General features: G+C 39.7%; 21 protein-coding genes. 1 reads left to right on the forward strand and 20 read right to left on the reverse strand.

From position 1 onward, the window contains the following. Window positions 1–295: 295 nt before the first annotated feature. The 13 genes from hxlB to ACMX9J_RS05850 all read right to left on the reverse strand — a co-directional run bounded on the left by hxlB (window position 296) and on the right by ACMX9J_RS05850 (window position 12,097). Window positions 296–844, reverse strand: a complete 549-nt coding sequence (gene hxlB / locus ACMX9J_RS05790; RefSeq protein ID WP_033579433.1) for a 6-phospho-3-hexuloisomerase — start codon at window positions 842–844, stop codon at window positions 296–298. Next, window positions 844–1,479, reverse strand: a complete 636-nt coding sequence (gene hxlA / locus ACMX9J_RS05795) for a 3-hexulose-6-phosphate synthase (RefSeq protein WP_063247739.1) — start codon at window positions 1,477–1,479, stop codon at window positions 844–846. The genes hxlB and hxlA overlap by 1 nt, the downstream gene beginning before the upstream one ends. A gap of 102 nt (window positions 1,480–1,581) precedes the next feature. Next, the gene (locus tag ACMX9J_RS05800) at window positions 1,582–2,592 is read right to left on the reverse strand and encodes a LacI family DNA-binding transcriptional regulator (RefSeq protein ID WP_168760970.1); all 1,011 of its coding nucleotides are present in this window, start codon (window positions 2,590–2,592) and stop codon (window positions 1,582–1,584) included. Between the two features lie 101 nt (window positions 2,593–2,693). Next, complete coding sequence (locus tag ACMX9J_RS05805; RefSeq protein WP_014459503.1) at window positions 2,694–3,338, reverse strand: bifunctional 4-hydroxy-2-oxoglutarate aldolase/2-dehydro-3-deoxy-phosphogluconate aldolase; 645 nt, start codon at window positions 3,336–3,338, stop codon at window positions 2,694–2,696. 26 nt (window positions 3,339–3,364) lie between these two features. Continuing rightward, entirely contained in the window at window positions 3,365–4,645 is a 1,281-nt protein-coding gene (locus ACMX9J_RS05810; protein WP_013083743.1) for an MFS transporter, read from the reverse strand. A 2-nt stretch (window positions 4,646–4,647) separates the two neighbouring features. Then, complete coding sequence (locus ACMX9J_RS05815; protein WP_416225530.1) at window positions 4,648–5,607, reverse strand: sugar kinase; 960 nt, start codon at window positions 5,605–5,607, stop codon at window positions 4,648–4,650. Continuing rightward, entirely contained in the window at window positions 5,604–6,347 is a 744-nt protein-coding gene (locus ACMX9J_RS05820) for a sugar phosphate isomerase/epimerase family protein (RefSeq protein ID WP_416225531.1), read from the reverse strand. The genes ACMX9J_RS05815 and ACMX9J_RS05820 overlap by 4 nt, the downstream gene beginning before the upstream one ends. 157 nt (window positions 6,348–6,504) lie before the next feature. Further along, entirely contained in the window at window positions 6,505–7,233 is a 729-nt protein-coding gene (locus tag ACMX9J_RS05825) for a hypothetical protein (RefSeq protein ID WP_028412829.1), read from the reverse strand. A gap of 132 nt (window positions 7,234–7,365) precedes the next feature. After that, the gene (locus tag ACMX9J_RS05830) at window positions 7,366–8,826 is read right to left on the reverse strand and encodes a phytoene desaturase family protein (protein WP_416225532.1); all 1,461 of its coding nucleotides are present in this window, start codon (window positions 8,824–8,826) and stop codon (window positions 7,366–7,368) included. After that, window positions 8,823–9,950, reverse strand: a complete 1,128-nt coding sequence (locus ACMX9J_RS05835; RefSeq protein ID WP_416225533.1) for a glycosyltransferase — start codon at window positions 9,948–9,950, stop codon at window positions 8,823–8,825. Before ACMX9J_RS05835 ends, ACMX9J_RS05830 begins: the two co-directional genes overlap by 4 nt. Continuing rightward, window positions 9,926–10,639 (reverse strand): lysophospholipid acyltransferase family protein, encoded by a 714-nt coding sequence (locus tag ACMX9J_RS05840; RefSeq protein ID WP_033579440.1) that lies wholly within the window; start codon window positions 10,637–10,639, stop codon window positions 9,926–9,928. The genes ACMX9J_RS05835 and ACMX9J_RS05840 overlap by 25 nt, the downstream gene beginning before the upstream one ends. Continuing rightward, window positions 10,636–11,403 (reverse strand): carotenoid biosynthesis protein, encoded by a 768-nt coding sequence (locus ACMX9J_RS05845; protein WP_033579441.1) that lies wholly within the window; start codon window positions 11,401–11,403, stop codon window positions 10,636–10,638. Before ACMX9J_RS05845 ends, ACMX9J_RS05840 begins: the two co-directional genes overlap by 4 nt. 232 nt (window positions 11,404–11,635) lie before the next feature. Then, a complete protein-coding gene (locus ACMX9J_RS05850; protein ID WP_033579442.1) occupies window positions 11,636–12,097 on the reverse strand; it encodes a hypothetical protein in 462 nt (153 codons plus the stop codon). Between the two features lie 272 nt (window positions 12,098–12,369). Between ACMX9J_RS05850 and ACMX9J_RS05855 the strand changes: the two genes are divergently transcribed. Next, the gene (locus ACMX9J_RS05855; RefSeq protein WP_033579443.1) at window positions 12,370–13,008 is read left to right on the forward strand and encodes an urease accessory protein UreH; all 639 of its coding nucleotides are present in this window, start codon (window positions 12,370–12,372) and stop codon (window positions 13,006–13,008) included. A 254-nt stretch (window positions 13,009–13,262) separates the two neighbouring features. Here the strand turns inward: ACMX9J_RS05855 and ACMX9J_RS05860 are convergent, their stop codons facing one another. From ACMX9J_RS05860 to ACMX9J_RS05890, 7 genes are read right to left on the reverse strand one after another with little or no spacing between them, the layout of a single operon-like run. After that, on the reverse strand, window positions 13,263–14,072 hold the full coding sequence (locus ACMX9J_RS05860) for an urease accessory protein UreD (protein ID WP_098113311.1): 810 nt from the start codon (window positions 14,070–14,072) through the stop codon (window positions 13,263–13,265). Continuing rightward, entirely contained in the window at window positions 14,069–14,683 is a 615-nt protein-coding gene (gene ureG, locus ACMX9J_RS05865; protein ID WP_028412821.1) for an urease accessory protein UreG, read from the reverse strand. The genes ACMX9J_RS05860 and ureG overlap by 4 nt, the downstream gene beginning before the upstream one ends. Before the next feature lie 39 nt (window positions 14,684–14,722). After that, the gene (locus ACMX9J_RS05870) at window positions 14,723–15,409 is read right to left on the reverse strand and encodes an urease accessory protein UreF (protein ID WP_028412820.1); all 687 of its coding nucleotides are present in this window, start codon (window positions 15,407–15,409) and stop codon (window positions 14,723–14,725) included. Then, complete coding sequence (gene ureE, locus ACMX9J_RS05875; protein WP_028412819.1) at window positions 15,402–15,848, reverse strand: urease accessory protein UreE; 447 nt, start codon at window positions 15,846–15,848, stop codon at window positions 15,402–15,404. Before ureE ends, ACMX9J_RS05870 begins: the two co-directional genes overlap by 8 nt. Before the next feature lie 9 nt (window positions 15,849–15,857). Further along, on the reverse strand, window positions 15,858–17,567 hold the full coding sequence (ureC, locus tag ACMX9J_RS05880; protein ID WP_028412818.1) for an urease subunit alpha: 1,710 nt from the start codon (window positions 17,565–17,567) through the stop codon (window positions 15,858–15,860). Between the two features lies 1 nt (window position 17,568). Beyond that, window positions 17,569–17,895 (reverse strand): urease subunit beta, encoded by a 327-nt coding sequence (locus tag ACMX9J_RS05885; protein WP_340843438.1) that lies wholly within the window; start codon window positions 17,893–17,895, stop codon window positions 17,569–17,571. A 14-nt stretch (window positions 17,896–17,909) separates the two neighbouring features. After that, window positions 17,910–18,212: an urease subunit gamma gene (locus tag ACMX9J_RS05890; RefSeq protein ID WP_013057659.1), complete on the reverse strand. Its 303-nt coding sequence runs from the start codon at window positions 18,210–18,212 to the stop codon at window positions 17,910–17,912. Between the last annotated feature and the right edge of the window lie 24 nt (window positions 18,213–18,236).

An 18,236-nucleotide genomic window follows, 5' to 3' on the forward strand; every position in this document is an offset into this window, starting at 1 on the left:
CCGGCTTGTATATTATAGCAATTTCAACATAAAAATGCTGTTATTTACTTTGAAGAGAAGGAATATCTTCGCAATAAACAAAAGTGAAGTAAACGTTTAGACTTACCTGTATCAAAAGAGAGTGAGACATAACTACATCGATCCAATCAACAGCTAGAAGCAACTACACACATGAAACCTACGCTCACCAATACCAATAAAAAAATCCGAACGAATGTGATTCTCCATCAAGAATCTCGACTCACCGTTCGGATTTTCTTTTAACCAACCTACTTTTGTTTCAGCCTATTTCCACTTACTCTAAATTGCTGTGCTGCTTAAACGCCTGTTCATGATCCGTTTGGTTCAAATTCCCGTATTCTAAGCAAATCGTATCAAACACAACATGAGCACATTGATCAAACAATGAACCAAGCGGCTGAATAGAAGCGGCTTCATTTTCGCTTCGGTATTTGGTTGCAGCGGGAATGTGCAGCAGCTCATCAGTATGAGCAGTTAATGGTGATTCTGTACTAGCTGAAATGCCGATAACTGAACATCCTACTTCTTTGGCTTTTTTAGCTACGCTCACCACTTGCTGTGTTTTTCCTGAACCAGATACAGCCACCAATACGTCACCCGCTGCAATCGAAGGAGTAATGGTCTCTCCTACAACGTATACTGTTGCACCTAAATGCATCAGTCTCATCGCAAATGATTTGCCCATTAACCCGGAGCGACCTTCGCCTATAACAAAAATTCGTTTTGCTTGGTAAAGTGAAAACGCTACTTCTTCTATTTGCGGTTCTTTTATGTGATTCATTACGGTCGTAATTTCATGTAAAATCGTTTGTGTTTTTGTCATTATACGTTCCCCCTGCTCATAAATAAGTCTTGAAATTCAGCAGATGCCTTTGCCACATCCGCACTTTTTGTAATCGCTGATCCAATAATCGCGACGTCCGCTTTCATTTGAAGTAATGATGCTGCTGAGGCTGGATTAATTCCTCCTGCTACTGCTATTTGCGCATCTGAATGAAAATACTGCCGCAAATTTATTTGACTCAGCGATTTTCCTTCTTTTTCTTGCTCGTCTTTGCTGATATGATGGCAAAAAATAGCGCTTCTATAAATACTTACTTGCTTTTGCGAGCTGCTTGACGTGTTTAATAAATCAACCATCATTTTTTTATTCCATTTTTCGCTGACATTTGCACACGTCTCTATCGTGGGTAAAGGTGATACGCCCATTACTGTTGCTATATCTGCTCCTGCCTGATAGCACATTGTAAATTCATACTCTGCGTTATCAATCGTTTTGATATCTGCTACAATCATCTTGTGCGGAAATGCCTGTTTGATTTTATAAATGCTTTCAATTCCATACTCTTTTATAAGAGATGTACCTACTTCAATCCAATCAACATAGGGTTCTGCCAGCTTGGCAAGGATAATAGCTTCTTCAATTGTGACGCGATCTAATGCTAATTGTATCTTCATCTTTCTTCTCCTCACTTTCTACTAAACCGGTTTAGTAACAACGTAAAAAAAACGAATATTTTGATGAGCTAAAAAGAGCACGCCATAGGCGCTCTTTTTAGCTTAATACGACAACGTTGTTTCTCGAATAATTAATTCACATTCATACTGGTACTCTTCATAAGCTATCTTTTCTTTCAAAATTTGTTTAATAAGTAAATCTGCTGCTTTTGTTCCCATGTCAAAAGCAGGCTGCGAAATCGTGGTAACGGCAGGCGTTGCTACATCTGCGTAAGGAATATTATCATAAACAATTAAAGATAAATCATTGGGGATATTAAATCCGTGTTGTTTAATAAATTTCTGCACTTCAATGAACACTAAATCGTTTCCAGCCAGCAGCGCTGTCGGCGGATTATCGGCTGCAAATAGCTTCTCCAGCGCTTTTTGCATGTCCGCTTTTTTGCAGTTAATAATCATAAATTCATTTACAGGCATATTGGCTGATGTTAACGCTTCTTTGTACCCTTCTACACGTTCAATCCGGGGTGTAATAGTTAATGGTTCTGTAATGATCGCTATATGCTTATGTCCAAGCTCGAGCAGATGCAAAATAGCCTGTTTTGTGGCTTCTTGGTTGTTCGCCACTACGGATGGAATTTTTCCTTTTACATCATGAATTTTACGATCCATAATAACAACCGGATATTCTTCTTTGATCATCTGCTCATAAAGAGAAGTATTGGCACCCGTTGGAAATAAAATAAGGCCATCTACTTGCTTTGCTTTTAACATATTAATATATTTCTTTTCTTTATCAGGGTCATCATCTGCGTTGCAAATGATGGCATGTATATCTTGCGAATGGCAATAGTCTTCAATGGCACGAATGACTTCAGTAGAAAATCTGTGCATAATATTTGCGACAATAATCCCGATCATCGACGTTCGCTTTTGTTTTAAGCTCCGTGCTAGATAGTTGGGCTGATAGCCCAGTGTATCAATCGCTTCTTTAATTTTCTTTCGTGTTTCTTCGCCCATATATTCGTATCGCTTGTTAATGTATTGTGATACGGTGCTTTTGGAGACATTTGCTGCTTTTGCGACATCAAGCATAGTAACTTTTTGCATCATGATCCGTCCTTTTCATTCAATCCCTAAAATTATGCTACTCCTAGTGTAAACGAAAAAAACGAAAAAGGAAAAGCCTTCTTGATAGCAGAAGGCTTTATTTATTAAGCGTACGCAAGCCTAGCTTCTTGAATTTCATGAGTAAAACGTTTCGCTTCCCTTGTTACTTGAAGTAAGTATTCAGGAGTTGGAAGCTGCTTTCCATCCACTAATGTGCTTCCTGCTCCAATAGCAGCTGCTCCGGCTTTAATATAAGCTCCCGCATTCTCAGCCGTAACGCCGCCTGTTGGCATTAACGGAATATGAGGAAGCGGTCCTGCTATATTTTTAAAATAAGCGGGGCCTACTACGCTTGCCGGGAAGACTTTAATCATATCTGCGCCGCATTCATAGGCTGTTAAAATTTCAGTAGGTGTAAAAGCACCCGGAACGCTAATGACTCCGTATCTTTTAGCCGTTTTAATTGTTCGTTCGTTCACCGTAGGGGAAAAAATAAATGACGCTCCTGCCATAATGGCAATTCGTGCTGTTTCTTCGTCTAGAACAGTTCCTGCTCCAATAAACATCGAATCGTCAAATTCATTTTTCAATTCTTTAATAACCTCTACGGCAGCAGGGTTTTCCATTGTGATTTCTAGATTTGTTACTCCGCCTTCTTTTAACGCGTAGGCAAGCGGAATAATTCGCTCAGCGCTTGCTCCTCGAATGACCGCTACAATACCGCTACTTGTAATTTTCTCAATATGCATCTCAATTCTCCTTTTCTATCATTACATTAAGCCGTTGTTTCAACTGGCTTCACACTCTGAACTTCTCTTGGCTTTTTCGTTGCGACAATGGTTAAAACTGCCGCAAGGAATAATGATCCAGCCATAAAGATATAGGAAGCGCCAAACCCTCCTGTTGATCCATTTAAAAATCCTACAATATAAGAACCGGCAAATGAACCAAGTGCCCCCATGCTATTAATTAAAGCCATCGCTCCTCCGGCAACATTACGCGGTAAAATTTCAGGAATAATCGCAAAGAACGGTCCGTACGGAGCATACATCGTTCCTCCGGCGATAACGAGTAAAGTAAAAGAAAGCCAGAAGTTGCTTGTGCCAACTAAATAAGATCCGTAAAAGGCAAGAGCTCCTACTAATAAGAACGGCCATACAAATGCGCTTCGTTTTAAAAACTTATCTGACAGATATGAAACCGTTAACATTAATACAACTGCTAATACGTAAGGAACGGACGCTAACCACCCTGTCTTCACTATACTCATGTTAGGCGCTGCTTTAATAATAGACGGCAGCCACATAACAAATCCGTAGACGCCAATACTCCATAAAGCATATTGAATGCTTAATAAAATGACAGTACGATTTTTGAAAGCTTCTTTATAGCCTTTAACAGGTTTAATTCCTTCTTGTTCTTTTTGCAGCGCATCGTGTAAGTCTGCTTTTTCTTTTTTCGACAGCCAGCCTGCATCTTTTGGCTCATCGTTTACTAGTTTCCACCATAAAAACGCCCAAATAACAGCTGGAAAACCTTCTAAAATAAACATCCATCTCCAGCCAAATGATTCTAGCAAATATCCAGAAACAATTGACATCCAAAGGACCGTTGCCGGGTTTCCTAAAATTAAGAACGTGTTGGCTCTAGAACGTTCTGCTTTTGTAAACCAGTGGCTTAAAAAAACGAGCATAGCAGGCATAACGGCACTTTCCACTACTCCTAAAGCAAATCGAATAACAAACAAAAATCCGACGTGGCTTACCATACCTGTAGCTGTAGCAAGTGCTCCCCATAAAATCAGAGACCAAAAAATCAGCTTTTTGGCGCTTTTATTTTCAGCATAGTGAGCGCCAGGAATTTGGAAAAAGAAATAACCTAAGAAAAAGAGCGATCCTAATAAAGACGAAATACCTGGCGTAATATGAAGATCTTCTGCCAGCCCTGCTGCTGCTCCAAACCCGTAGTTTGCACGGTCTAAATATGCAAGGCTATACGTAATAAATACGATAGGAATTAACCGAAGCCATCTTTTTTTTGCTAGCTGCTGTTTCATTATCACTTCACTCCTTGTTTTTGGGATTCCATATATTTTTGCAACTGCTGTTCAGTTGGATATCCGTCGTTATCTCCAGGGCTTTGTACAGCTAATGACCCAATAGCATTTGCTCTCATGACAGATTGAGTAAGAGCATCATGTTGAAGAAGTCCGCTTAACAGCCCTACTGCAAAGCCGTCTCCTGCACCGACTGTATCCACTATTTGTTTGACTTTTATTCCTTCAACCATTCCTTGCTCTTTAGCCGTCTTAAAAAAGGCTCCTTGTTCACCTAGTTTAATAACGACAAGCTCTACGCCTGCATCTAAATAGTAAGAAGCGATGTCTTCTGGGTTTTCGTATCCGGTTAAAATTTTCCCTTCTTCAATGCCTGGCAGAACGTAGTTTGCTTGTTTAGCAGCTTCGTTGATTGTAAAAATCATTTCTTCCTTCGATGTCCAAAGAGTCGGTCGCAGGTTCGGGTCAAAGGAAACCGTTCTGCCAGCTGCTTTCATCGAGGTAAGCGCGTGTAGAGCAAATTCACGCATGCTTGCTGACACAGCAAGCGGTATTCCTGTCATATGCATGTGTTTTGCCGCTAAAAAATAGTTTCGATTAAAATCGCGTGGGTGCAAGTGACTGGCTGCCGAATTTTTTCGGAAGTAACAAACTTCCGGATCTCCCACTTCCACTTTTGATTTAATTTGAAAACCTGTTGAATGTTCGCTATCTACTAGTACACAATCGGTGTTGACCGACTCCTCTTGTAGCCGTTTCATAATAAACGTACCGAAAGGATCATTGCCGACTTTGCTCACCCACCCTGCGCGCAGACCGAGACGAGCGAGACCAATTGCTACATTTGTTTCTGCTCCGGCTAGCTCTTTTGTATAATGCTTAATCTCATACAGCGGTCCTGGTTGTTCTGCCATGAACATCGCCATTGCTTCTCCGAAGGTAATAACGTCTAATGAATTCATTGCACTTCCTCCTGTTCTGCTGCTTGCACCAATGAAATGAAGCGGGGGATTTGTTCCGGTTCATCGATTGGAAACTCTAAAGCTTTAAAAATCGAATGAGAAAACCCTTTCAAAATATCTTTCCACATTTCATTTGAATCGTTTGATATAGAGGTTGTTACTAGCTTTCCGCTATTCTTTATTACGTGTTTAATATGAATATAGCCTACAAATGACCTTAGCTTTTTGATTGCTTCCTGGGGTCGTTCCTGTACATAAAGCCAGTTACCAATATCAAACGTCATGGAAACAGGAATTTCGTAAGCGTTATCAAAAAATGCGTGCAAAGATGCTATGTTGCCTCCATAACTGGTTTGATCGTTTTCCACAAATAGATGTAAAGCTGGAAATGCCTGCAATAGCTCCTGCAATTCCCCTATAGGTGATTGTGGCTGATAAAAACCAAGAGAAACTTTTACCCACTGAGCGCCAAGTGATACGGCTTCTTCAAGAATAGATTTTAATTCTTGTTTGTTTAACTCTCCACTTTCTTTCCACAGTTCGATTGGAGCCGAATATACTGTAAAAAGCGGATATCTTTTTAATTCTTTGGCAATAAGCTCAATCTCTTGATCTACTTTTTTCATTAACTCTCTTCGAATTTCCACTCCATGTACTTGCTGTTCATATATTTTCCCAATCATGGTGTGCTGAGAGCTTGTCGTTTCAAATGCATTTAAAGGAATAATGATATGATTCATAAATCGACCTACCTTTCTTATTATACTAGCTAACCACTTACTAAACCGGTTTAGTAAATCGATTTATCTAAATTATAAGACTATTGAAAGCGCTTTTCAAGCCTTTTTTATAAATTATAAAAAAAAGAAACAACACGGCGTTATGCCGTGTTGTTTCTTAGTGATCTTCTGTGCTTTTTACTAAATTGCGATCTTGTTGATAAATATCATAGATTAAGAAACTAAAACCATAGTACAAGACCATGATTACAACTGACTTTGTCATGATAAATAAAGCGCCTAGCCCGATACCAACTAACAGCGTCTGGACACTCAAACGGTCACGCTGAAAAGCTAGCTGTGATAGGAAATAACCAATACCAATTAAAATAGCCAACACCCATGTATTTTGAATGGCTAATACATAGTGACTATATAAATAAAAGCTAGGAAAATAGACGGTGCTTTCTACGAAGCTGGAAATACCGCTGTATGCAAGCCACCACTTTTGCTCTCTTTCTGTTTTAGGAACGGTTGCCTCAATTGACGTGGGCATCTCCTGTTCCACAAAAACCGTTTCTCCATGATCTTTCATCCATTGGATCATAATGGAAATAATAATAAAACCTGCAAAGATTAAAAGCAGCAGATATTCAATCCACGCTGGATACGGAGCCGTCCGGTGAATCGTATCTAGATATACTCCCTGCAATCCTAACATAGAAAGTGGAACCGCATGGTATACCATCACCGCAATATAAAATAGTAAAATTAGCACATAAAAAAAGAACTGTTCTTTGTAGTAGCGAATTTTTTTGCCTTCTGAAGCAATTCGCTTAACAGTCACGCTCTCCAAGTACGGACGAATAATGCTTATGATAATAATAAGACACGTAAATACAATCATATAGTTATGTAATCACCTTTTCAACTTCATTATGTAACATTTTTTTCCATCCGCGAGAACAGGTGGTTAACAGCCTCTGTCCTTTCTTATAGTACCAAAAAACTAAACTTTTTGACAATCCTGATTTATCAATTAGGAAGATGAAATAAGCGTAGCTACATTGATACCGCTAATTGTGACCATAGGAGATCCCCCGCCTGGGTGAGTCGTTCCTCCTACAAAATATAAGTTTTTAACATCTTTTGAGACGTTGCTTGGACGAAGAAAACTATCCATTTTCCGATTTGAACTCACTCCATACAAAGCGCCTTTAAATGCACCAAAGGTTTGTTCAATTTCACATGGAGTAACAATTCGTTCATGTACAAGCGAGGGCTCAATATCTAAACCAAACTGAGAAAGCTTGCGATAGACAACCTCTCTGTAAGCTTTCATTTTTTCTTGATTCTCTTCTTTTACAGCAGGGGCATTCACTAAAATAAATAAATTATCACCCGGAGCTACCGTGTTATCGGTATACGAAGAATTACAAACGTAAATGGTAGGGTCGGTTGGAAGCGTTTTTTGCTGAAATAGTTCATAGAATTCCTGCTTGTAATCCTGAGAAAAGTACACTTGATGATGAATCAGCTGAGAAAAGCGCTTTTTAACTGCTGCCATAATTACATAGGCTGATATGGAAGGCTCAAACTCAGCTGCTTTTTTGTTTTTAAAATGAGGTCTATCCTGCTCTTTTACGAGTGCCGGATAGGCTTTTAGCAAGTCCCCGTTTACAATAACGATATCCGCGTCTATCTTTTCTTCTCCATTCACTTCCACTCCGACAGCCCGCTTATTTTTTACTACTATTTCAGTCACGCTGCAGTTTGTGTACAGCTTTCCTCCAGCTTTTTGGAACACATGCCCCAGCCCTTTTGCAATTCTAGTATTTCCTCCTTTTACATAGTACACCCCGTCATTCATTTCTAAGTGTCCAATCAGTGAAAAGGTAGCGGGCGATGTATAAGGTGAAGATCCAATATAGGTTGCGTATCGATTAAATGCATTTCGAATGTTTTCATTTCGAAAAAAGCGCTGATGAAACGTATCTACTGTTTCAAACGGCCTTACTTGCAGCAGTGCTTTTAATAGAGAAGGGTTTGTGTAATCTTTCCATGACGAAAATGTCCGGTAGAAAAATTGACTTTTTGCAATGTCATATATTCTTTTTACTTCTTTTAAATAGGCCGGGTATTGTTTAGCAGCAAAGGGGTCGAGACGTTCAAGCTGCTCAATCATTTTTCGTTCGTCGATAGACATGGAAAATTGTGAACCGTCGGTGAAGAAATTATTTGTATGATTCGTTAGTTTGACAAGAGGCATATAGTCTTCTGCACGTTCGCCCGCTTGCTCAAATAACCACTGAAAAACTTCTGGCATTGTAATGGTATTAGGCCCGAAATCAAAAGAATATTCTCCTAGCTGCACAGGCATCATTTTTCCGCCTACGTGCTCGTTTTTTTCAACGATTGTGACATCGAACCCTTTTGTTTGAAGAAGAACTCCTGCAGCTAATCCGCCTAATCCTGCCCCTACAATTAGTACTTTTTTCATTGATAATGCCTTCCTTTCCATTCATATCCCTGCTTTTTTCGTTCACGCTTCATAGAATGGTTCATGAGCAGCATCAGCACAATTGCCGACGCCGGCATAGTAAGAAACAAAAGCCCTTTTTGCTGAGCCGACCGGTCAATTAAAAACCGCTGAAAAAGCATAATGCAAAAAGGAAGAATCCAAAGTATGTTGCCTGTAAGAATTCCTGCTATAAACAAAGGAAGCGGCAGCACATAGTACCAGGTAAAAAAAACGCTCAGTATCCAAACTGCTTTAGCGGATCGGCCTAGACCAACAAAGATATTTTTAGCAAACCCATTCCATACTTCTTCAGTTGTTTTATACATATAACAGCTAACGTGAGACGTAATATTGGCTAAAATAACGCGCTGTTTCTTTTTCTTAAAAAGCTGAGCTAGATGCACATCTTCTACTAGTGAAGTTTTAACAGCTTCATGTCCTCCTGCGATCTCATAAGCTTCTTTTTTTATAAACATAAAAGCACCGTGAGCTGCTGAAGCTTTGCTCACCTTGTTACGGTTCGCTACCACAACCGGTAAATAGCTAAAAACAACCACATGCTGAAGCGGAACAACCAATGCTTCTAACCACGTTTTTACGGGAAAACGAGGAAATCCTGTTAAAAGAGCGGCTTTTGTCGCTTGTGCGGTGGCTAAAGTATGTTCTAGCGTGCGTTCTTTGAGCTGTACATCGGCATCTACAAACAATAAATAGTCTCCATTTGCAGCTTGCGACAGCTGATGACAGGCATGAACTTTTCCTACCCACCCTTCTTTCAGCTCTTTTCCTTCTATGATGGTAAACCTTGAATCCCCTTGAATTTCTTTCCACAGCTGTGTTCGTGTTTCATCTGTGGACTGATCGTCTAGTATGACACATTCTAGATTGCTGTACGTTAATCCTTTAACAGAAGAAATGATTCGCTTTACATTTCGTTCTTCGTTTCGCATTGGAATCAAAATAGAAATGAGAGGCTGAGGTGTTTTTGAATTCAACTTGTATCTATTTAATTTAGGCATTGCTTGAATATTTACAATGGTCAGAAGCAGCATCAAAATAAATAAAAGCATATAGTAAATCATTCTTTCACCTTCGCTTTCCACCACGTTAACCACTCGCTAAGCGTCTTTCGTCCTTTTAATAAAACCGTAAATTCCTCATCGTTTTCTTGAATGATTTTTTGTTTTTGATGATCGAGCTGAGCAGTGACTGCACCGGCTAGCGTTTTAGTTATATCTTCTCTTGCATTGGCTAAGTCGTAAAAAACAGCTTGCCCTACCCAGATAAAAAGCTCGGGTCGCTGATCATGGCGAAACGTATAATAATATGTAATGGGAATAACTTCAACGTCAGATTGCTTTTTTAGAAGAAAAGCAGGTCCTTCAGAAAAAGCTAACGGTCTTTTCTCAAGATGCTCTTCTTTTCCTTGAGGAAAAACAAGCACCGCTTTTTTATCTTCTAACAGCCTACTGGCAAACCTTAACGATTCCACCGTATGCTTCGGAGACGCTGCATTTACTGAAAAAGCCCCGATTCGTTGAAAAAAAGGAAAATCCTTCATTCCTTGTTCAGACATCATAGCGTATAGATCTGTTTTTAATACCGCGTTATTTAAATAAAATGTCACTAAACCGTCCCACCAGCTGGAATGATTAGCAATTAATAACATTTTTTTATCTTTTGGGAGCTCTTCTATATGTAAATGAATACGATAAAACTGTTTTTTGAGCTGATATGTGACAAACAGTTGAAAAAAGCGCTCAAATATTGAGTTTTTCTTCGGATAAATCATAAGCGAGTCTCCTTTTTATACACAATATAAAGAATAAGAAAAGGAATCATCGTCAGCCATACCACAAGCCACAGGCCATTTACTAATGCTACAATTACAAACATCATGACGACTGCACTATACAAAAACACCATTCTTCTTTCCCATACCGGCTCTTCTTCTTTAGGAACCTTAGCTAAAAAGAAATATACGACCAGCTGAATGAAGAAAGACAGTAAAAACCAGCCGGAGAAATTGGATAAAGGAATATTATAATAAAAGCTGTCCCCTTCCCACACCCAATATTGTTTAACAACATAGGCAACGGGATCAATAGCCAAATCCATAATAACAGCAAATAGCGAACTAATGACCGCATAGGCAATTCCATGGACAATAAACGGCAGCTCCATGCGCTTCATAATTCCGAGAGCTAATATTCTGCTTGTGATTACGACCATAAACCAAGCCGATCCAATGGTCAGAGGAACTCCTAAGATTTTAGCGCCAAAATCTTTTTCATAATCGTAGGATCCAAACAAAAACCCATGTTTAACACCTAGACTTTCGACATAAATAGATGCGCCTGTCACAAATACGGCAACGACCAGTGCCCGCCTTACTCCATAGGCTTTAGCTAGATAAATAAGAGCAAGAAGACTGCTCAAGTGTAAAAAAACAGCATTTGCCCATTCTAACCATGAAGGCAGCAAATCAAATGAAAGCAAAACGACTCCGCATACGTACCAAATAAGAAAAAAACGATAAATACCATTTGTGATCATCGATTCACCTTCTCTCCAGCTTCTTTTTATCAAATTGCTATTATATAAGCTTGTACACATTCTCTCCATTTTCAATGTGCTCTTTTCTATGAGTAGAACACACTCTCTTAAGATTATGTGAAAATAGCCACTGTTAGTACGTTCCCTAAATAAGAGACTTTATTACTTATTTATAAACAAAAATAAAATAAACGTCCATTAAAATCTACGGATGTATAGATTGAAATGACGTTTATTTTTTCTTATGTATATACACTTCTAATAGCTTTTTGGCAATGAGTCCAATAACCAGTCCCGGTACAACAGACAGCATAGGGAGCCAAATTGGGCCTATAAAAACACCGTTGATGGTTGTCACTGAGGAATACATAATGCCTACTGTAACAAAATAAGCACAGGAGACAAAAGGAATAAATGTAAATCTCGATGCGCCGTTTTCTGCTTCTTTAACAGCATCCCAAATTGCAAAAAAATATAAACATGGATAAAACATTAACCACTGCATGTTCATTACCTCGAGGGATTGCTTTGTTTCCCCCAAAAAGCTTAAGCGAATGCCTTCATTAAAATTTGCGCCCATATTAATGAGAAATTCAAGTACAATAAACAAAATTCCTTTTATATGTTTTTTGTTTAGTAATTGTCCAAAGCCTGGCAACGCAATGCTCCATAAAAGAGCTTCTAGTCTAGTCACGTTCTATCCCAACATTTTGACGTATAAAAGAACTCCACAGCATGATATCAGTAGAAATTTTGTCCATAGTTATCAACCTCACAATAATTTACTTATAGTTTTTGTAAATGTAAAATTTTTATACTACATCTCCTTTAATATTTGTAACTTATTGTAAATTGATAAATGTTTTAGCTATTCAACCAGACATTTTCGTTTAGAATTTTCTGTTTATTAAAACAAAAGCGTGCGATATACTAGTTTTATACGTACGAAAGGATGAGAAAGCTGACATGGAAACAAGTTTTTTTTCAATTTTAATACTAGGATTTTTTTTAGGAATCAAGCATGCTCTAGAACCAGATCACATTATCGCTGTATCAACCATTGCTTCAAAAAGTAAAAAGCTGTGGCGCTCTTCGCTTGCAGGAGTATACTGGGGGATTGGTCATACGCTTACGCTGTTTATTTTTGGCATGATTTTAATAGTGTTAAAAAGCAGTATTTCTGAACGTATGAGCATGTCACTTGAATTTTTAGTGGGCATTATGCTCGTTTATCTCGGTTTTACATCGTTTCTGTCTTACAAAAAACAAGTGCATACGCATCACGAAAAAACGTCTTACTTAAAGTCATTAGGCATTGGCTTTGTTCATGGACTGGCCGGAAGCGCAGCGATGGTTGTAGTAACGATGAGCACCGTTACTCACGTATGGCAAGGTGCGCTGTACATTATCATTTTTGGAATCGGCACTTGTCTTGGCATGCTGTTATTTACGACGGTTATTGGAATTCCATTCGTTACAACTAAAAAGCAAGTGACGTTAAACCGCTGTTTGATGCAGGTAACAGGTGCTGTCAGCATTATATTTGGCCTCTATTATATGTATAATTTAGGTGTAAGCGACGGATTATTTAGTCTGTGGTTCTAACAGAGCATAAAACATAATGAAAATAATTCAATCTAAAGACGAATAAGTAGGATAAATGATCTGGACTGCTTGTTCCACAGCTGTTGATTTCTGTGCAAGACTTCGCTTTGTCCTCTAATCAACGGCTAGAACGAACTACATACGGGAAACCTACGTTCACCCTACCAATAAAAAATCCGAACGAATTTGATTCTCTATCAAGAGTTCAGCTCGTTCGGATTTTTCTTTAACTACTATACTTTTGTACAGGCACTTTAATACTTACGCAAAAGTGATACTTCAGCTTTTAATAACTCCTGCCGGAACAATCCGTATACTTTGACGATTATCTCTTCCACTTCTTGTGTACTAGCAGCTAGTATTCGAATAGCACATCCGGAAATCGGAAGTGCGGAAGCTCCTGCTTTACAGCCTGCCTCTTCGCACAGCTGATGTACTTTCGCTATAAATGCGTCGTCGGCGTTTGGATGAACAATAATAATCGATCCAAAATGAGTATACCCTTCCATTTTCATCATGCCGCGCAGATGGTTTTCTGGCTTCAAGTATAAGTGATCGTATACCTTCAGCTGCTTTTTTACATACAGTTTCAGCTTGGAACGCATAGAGGTATATTGAAACAGCTGCCCATCCGGCGACCACCCCGGGGTGATGCTGTCACACATAAACAAAGCAGCGTTTTCTGCCATATGAACCGTTATTTCTTGGACAAATGCAGCATTTTCATACAAAATAAGCGGGTCTGGTATATATTCCATGATGGATTGTTCTTCAAGGGTTATGCACGTTTCTTGTAAAACAGCTGCGTTCGGTGTTTTGTACACCTTTGTCGCAGATTGAGTAGTAGCAGTCAGCTGAGCATTTTTCTCGACCGTTATCATCGTTTTGTATTTGTCTCCACTCACGTATCCCCCGCCTACGTGAAGCATATAAACAAAAGGTGATTCAGGAGTCATGTAAATAGGTCTGGCAACTTTGAAAGCCCCGTAATGATAAGTATCTTTAATAACCGTTCGCTCACTGTTTCTTTCTGCACGAAGCTCTAAATAACCCGTGTAGCTCATGATTCAAGGCCGATTAAAAAGGCCTCTTTTTTGATCCATTCTATCACTTGATTGAGCCCTTTATCTTCTTTTAAATTGGTGAAAACAAAAGGCTTGTGCCCTCTCGCTTGGATTGTATCTTTTTCCATTACTTCTAAACTCGCTCCTACATATGGGGCTAAATCTGTTTTGTTGATAATGAATAAATCAGATTTAATCATTCCTTGACCGCCTTTACGCGGGATTTTTTCTCCTTGTGCTACATCGATGATATAAATTGAAAAATCAACGAGCTCTGGGCTAAACGTTGCGGCTAAATTATCTCCTCCGCTTTCTACAAAAATAAGTTCAACATCGGGGTGACGTTCCACTAACTCATCAATTGCAGCAAAGTTCATGGATGCATCTTCTCGAATAGCTGTATGAGGACATCCTCCTGTTTCTACTCCTACGATACGATTTTCTGGCAAAATACTGTTTTTTACTAGAAACTGTGCATCTTCTTTTGTATAAATATCGTTTGTAATGACTGCCATACTGAGCTGCCCTTCTAGCGCACGCGTTAATCGTTCTACTAACATTGTTTTTCCTGCACCAACAGGTCCACCAATTCCAATTTTAATTGCATCCATTTTTTATGCCTTCATCATTCGAAGGCCTTCCCTCCTTTTTTATGACATGAACAATCGAACATGCAGTTGTTCATGCTGCATTTGAGCAATTTCTAACCCTGGTGTCACGGCACCAAATTCCTCTTGATCTGCTTGCAAAATATGCTGAAGCGCTTGCTGCAGCAGCGGCTGAAAAAGAACGAGCGTTTTTTGCCCATCGGTTTGGCCGATTGGTATGCCGCGAACAGCATTTTGAATTAATGAAGAGATGCTAGCGTACAAATGACTTAAAATTGCCTCTTCTTTTGTAATGTTTAACTGCAGGCTGGCTAATGCAAATACAACAGCAGGATGTCCGTACGCCTTCTTTGCTTTTACTTCACTCATATACTTTTCTAAATAAGAGCCTTGAAATAACTCTAAGCAAAGCTTTAACATGCGCTGGCCCACCCGTCTTGTCCCTTCTCTTGTTTCTTTTGACAAAGCAAGAGCGTATAGTTCATGATCAATTCTCATAATTTCGTTAAACTGGTCACGAACAGCATACTCATAAGCCAGCCTGCATGCTAAGCCGTCCGTATACGTCAGCTGAACATCAAGGTATGTACGAAGCGCTTCTTGAAAGGTTTCTGTGTCGTAAATTTGATTTCGCTGAATATACGTTTCAAAACCAAACGAATGCGAAAATGCACCCGATGGGAAATTTGAATCACATAGTTGAATCAGCGAAAGCAATGAATTAGTCATGACTATGTCCGATATGCTTAAAAGCTTGTTTTACTTTTCTTTTTTCGCGCTTATAGGGAATGTTGAGCTGCTGAAGCAATTCTTCGACTAAATAATCGTACTGTACAAGCATGTCTCCACCTTCAAACTGCGCCGGCAAATGGCGGTTCCCAAGCTGATGAGCAATTTCTCCCATCTGCTGAATATCAATCGGCTGAATGGTCAAAATATCGTCTGCCAGAACTTGCACAACAATCATATTGCTTTCATCCATAAATAGTACATCGCCATCAACTAACTCGCGGTTTTCTTTCAGACGAATTCCGAGTTCCTTACCGTGATCTGTTACAACGCGCTGAACGCGTTTTACTAAGTGATCACTTTCGATATATACCTTTTCTATATGTGGAGCTCGTTTTTCTAATGTTGCTATATTTCCGATAATTTTTTCGATTACCATTTTTTCACCTCAAAATAAAAAGTATCGCTGCGCCATAGGCACAACTTCTGCCGCTTCACATGTAATCATTTGTCCATCTATTTTTACTTCGTACGTTTGGGGATCAACTTCAATCTTAGGCATTTCTCCATTTAACTTCATATCTGTTTTTTTTAACTGACGAATATCTTTTACTGGTTTAAGCAGCTTTTGTAACCCTAGTTTTTCGCCCACTTTGTTCTCATACGCTGCTTTTGACACAAACGTAACGGAGGTTTTAGCTCTTGCTTTTCCATAAGAAGCAAACATCGGACGATATAAGACCGGCTGTGGGGTTGGAATTGAAGCGTTAGGGTCTCCCATTAAGCTGTGAGCAATTAAACCGCCTTTTACAATCAAGTCAGGCTTTATTCCAAAAAACGCTGGCTCCCATAGGACTAAGTCAGCTATTTTCCCTGTTTCTACCGATCCTACGTATTCGGAAATTCCATGAGCGATAGCTGGATTAATCGTATATTTAGCTACATAGCGTTTGACACGTGCGTTATCGCCGACTTCGCTGTCACCATCAATTTTTCCTCGCTGCTTTTTCATCTTATCAGCTGTTTGCCACGTTCGTGTAATCACTTCTCCTACACGTCCCATTGCTTGAGAATCTGAAGAAATCATACTGAATACACCTAAATCGTGTAAAATATCTTCAGCTGCAATCGTTTCTTTGCGAATGCGGGAATCAGCAAAAGCGATGTCTTCTGGTACAGCAGGATCAAGATGATGACATACCATGAGCATATCTAAATGCTCTTCAAGCGTGTTGACCGTATAGGGTCTTGTTGGATTAGTTGATGATGGAAGCACGTTTGGAAAGCTTGCCATTTCCATAATATCAGGTGCATGCCCGCCTCCAGCTCCTTCAGTATGGTAGGTATGAATGACTCGATCACCAATTGCTGCAATCGTATCTTCAACAAAGCCGCCTTCATTTAAAGTATCTGTATGAATCGCAATTTGAACATCGTACTCGTCTGCTACTTGCAGGCTTGTGTCGATGGCAGATGCCGTGGTTCCCCAGTCTTCGTGAAGCTTTAGTCCAATTGCTCCTGCTTTAATTTGTTCAATTAAAGGCTCTTTCGCACTTGCATTTCCTTTTCCTAAAAAGCCAATATTCATCGGAAATGCTTCAGCGGCTTCAAGCATTCGTTCGATATGCCACGCTCCGGGTGTACAAGTGGTAGCCTTTGTTCCTGTAGCAGGTCCTGTTCCTCCTCCAATCATCGTTGTCACGCCAGAGGCAAGGGCGGTTTCAATTTGCTGCGGACAAATGAAATGAATATGCGCATCAATACCGCCGGCGGTTACAATTTTCCCTTCAGCTGCAATTACTTCCGTACTCGCACCAATGATGATGTCTACTTCATCCATCAACAGCGGATTACCCGCTTTTCCAATAGTTTGAATGAGTCCATCTTTTATTCCAATATCTGCTTTATATATGCCTGTATAATCAACGATAATGGCATTTGTCAACACTAAGTCCGCTGCTTCACTTCGCGTTGCAAGAGGGTGCTGCCCCATTCCGTCACGAATCACTTTTCCTCCGCCAAACTTCACTTCATCTCCGTAGGTTGTGAAATCTTTTTCAATTTCAATAAATAGCTCTGTGTCTGCTAAACGAACAGCATCTCCAACGGTTGGTCCAAACATATCTGCATACTGACGTCGCGACATTTGAAAACTCATCTTATGCATCTTCCTTTCTATCAGAAAGCGATCTGTTTGTTTTATTGTTCAGACCGTAAATTTCTCTTGTTCCGGAGAAAGCAACCAGCTCTACTTCTTTTGCATCACCTGGCTCAAAGCGAACGGCTGTACCGGCTGGAATATTTAAATGATAGCCAAGCGCAGCTTCGCGGGGGAATTGGAGCGCGGCATTCACTTCAAAAAAATGAAAATGTGAACCTACTTGAACGGGGCGGTCGCCTCTATTGATTACAGTCACGCTAATTGATTGCTTTCTGTTATTACATGTGATCGGTTCTTTTTTTAAGACGTATTCCCCTGGAATCATATTTTTCCCTCCTCTTAACGAATTGGATCGTGAACAGTGACGAGCTTGGTTCCGTCTGGAAAGGTAGCTTCTACTTGAATATCATGAATCATTTCCGGAATACCTTCCATTACATCTTCTCGTTTTAAAATCTTGGTACCTTCTCGCATTAGCTGTGCTACCGTCTTGCCATCGCGAGCTCCTTCCATAATTTCATATGTAATAATCGCTACTGCCTCGGGATAGTTAAGTTTTAATCCTCTTGTCTGACGGCGTCTTGCTAAGTCTGCAGCTACGACAATCATTAATTTTTCTTGTTCTCTCGACGTAAGTTTCAATGAAAGCTTCCTTTCTGCTAATCT

This window comes from Priestia sp. RMT2NF4 (genome assembly GCF_047872835.1).
Lineage (GTDB): Bacteria > Bacillota > Bacilli > Bacillales > Bacillaceae_H > Priestia > Priestia zanthoxyli.

Excerpts from the sequence above, each read along its gene's own strand:
- ACMX9J_RS05870 (WP_028412820.1), bottom strand. The coding sequence starts at position 15,409 with ATGACTAATTCATTGCTTTCGCTGATTCAACTATGTGATTCAAATTTC.
- hxlA (WP_063247739.1), bottom strand. The coding sequence starts at position 1,479 with ATGAAGATACAATTAGCATTAGATCGCGTCACAATTGAAGAAGCTATT.
- ACMX9J_RS05855 (WP_033579443.1), top strand. The coding sequence starts at position 12,370 with ATGGAAACAAGTTTTTTTTCAATTTTAATACTAGGATTTTTTTTAGGA.
- ACMX9J_RS05830 (WP_416225532.1), bottom strand. The coding sequence starts at position 8,826 with ATGAAAAAAGTACTAATTGTAGGGGCAGGATTAGGCGGATTAGCTGCA.
- ACMX9J_RS05860 (WP_098113311.1), bottom strand. The coding sequence starts at position 14,072 with ATGAGCTACACGGGTTATTTAGAGCTTCGTGCAGAAAGAAACAGTGAG.
- ACMX9J_RS05805 (WP_014459503.1), bottom strand. The coding sequence starts at position 3,338 with ATGCATATTGAGAAAATTACAAGTAGCGGTATTGTAGCGGTCATTCGA.
- ACMX9J_RS05810 (WP_013083743.1), bottom strand. The coding sequence starts at position 4,645 with ATGAAACAGCAGCTAGCAAAAAAAAGATGGCTTCGGTTAATTCCTATC.
- ACMX9J_RS05885 (WP_340843438.1), bottom strand. The coding sequence starts at position 17,895 with ATGATTCCAGGGGAATACGTCTTAAAAAAAGAACCGATCACATGTAAT.
- ACMX9J_RS05825 (WP_028412829.1), bottom strand. The coding sequence starts at position 7,233 with ATGATTGTATTTACGTGTCTTATTATTATCATAAGCATTATTCGTCCG.
- ACMX9J_RS05840 (WP_033579440.1), bottom strand. The coding sequence starts at position 10,639 with ATGATTTATCCGAAGAAAAACTCAATATTTGAGCGCTTTTTTCAACTG.
- ACMX9J_RS05845 (WP_033579441.1), bottom strand. The coding sequence starts at position 11,403 with ATGATCACAAATGGTATTTATCGTTTTTTTCTTATTTGGTACGTATGC.
- ACMX9J_RS05815 (WP_416225530.1), bottom strand. The coding sequence starts at position 5,607 with ATGAATTCATTAGACGTTATTACCTTCGGAGAAGCAATGGCGATGTTC.
- ureE (WP_028412819.1), bottom strand. The coding sequence starts at position 15,848 with ATGGTAATCGAAAAAATTATCGGAAATATAGCAACATTAGAAAAACGA.
- ureG (WP_028412821.1), bottom strand. The coding sequence starts at position 14,683 with ATGGATGCAATTAAAATTGGAATTGGTGGACCTGTTGGTGCAGGAAAA.
- hxlB (WP_033579433.1), bottom strand. The coding sequence starts at position 844 with ATGACAAAAACACAAACGATTTTACATGAAATTACGACCGTAATGAAT.
- ACMX9J_RS05800 (WP_168760970.1), bottom strand. The coding sequence starts at position 2,592 with ATGATGCAAAAAGTTACTATGCTTGATGTCGCAAAAGCAGCAAATGTC.
- ureC (WP_028412818.1), bottom strand. The coding sequence starts at position 17,567 with ATGAGTTTTCAAATGTCGCGACGTCAGTATGCAGATATGTTTGGACCA.
- ACMX9J_RS05820 (WP_416225531.1), bottom strand. The coding sequence starts at position 6,347 with ATGAATCATATCATTATTCCTTTAAATGCATTTGAAACGACAAGCTCT.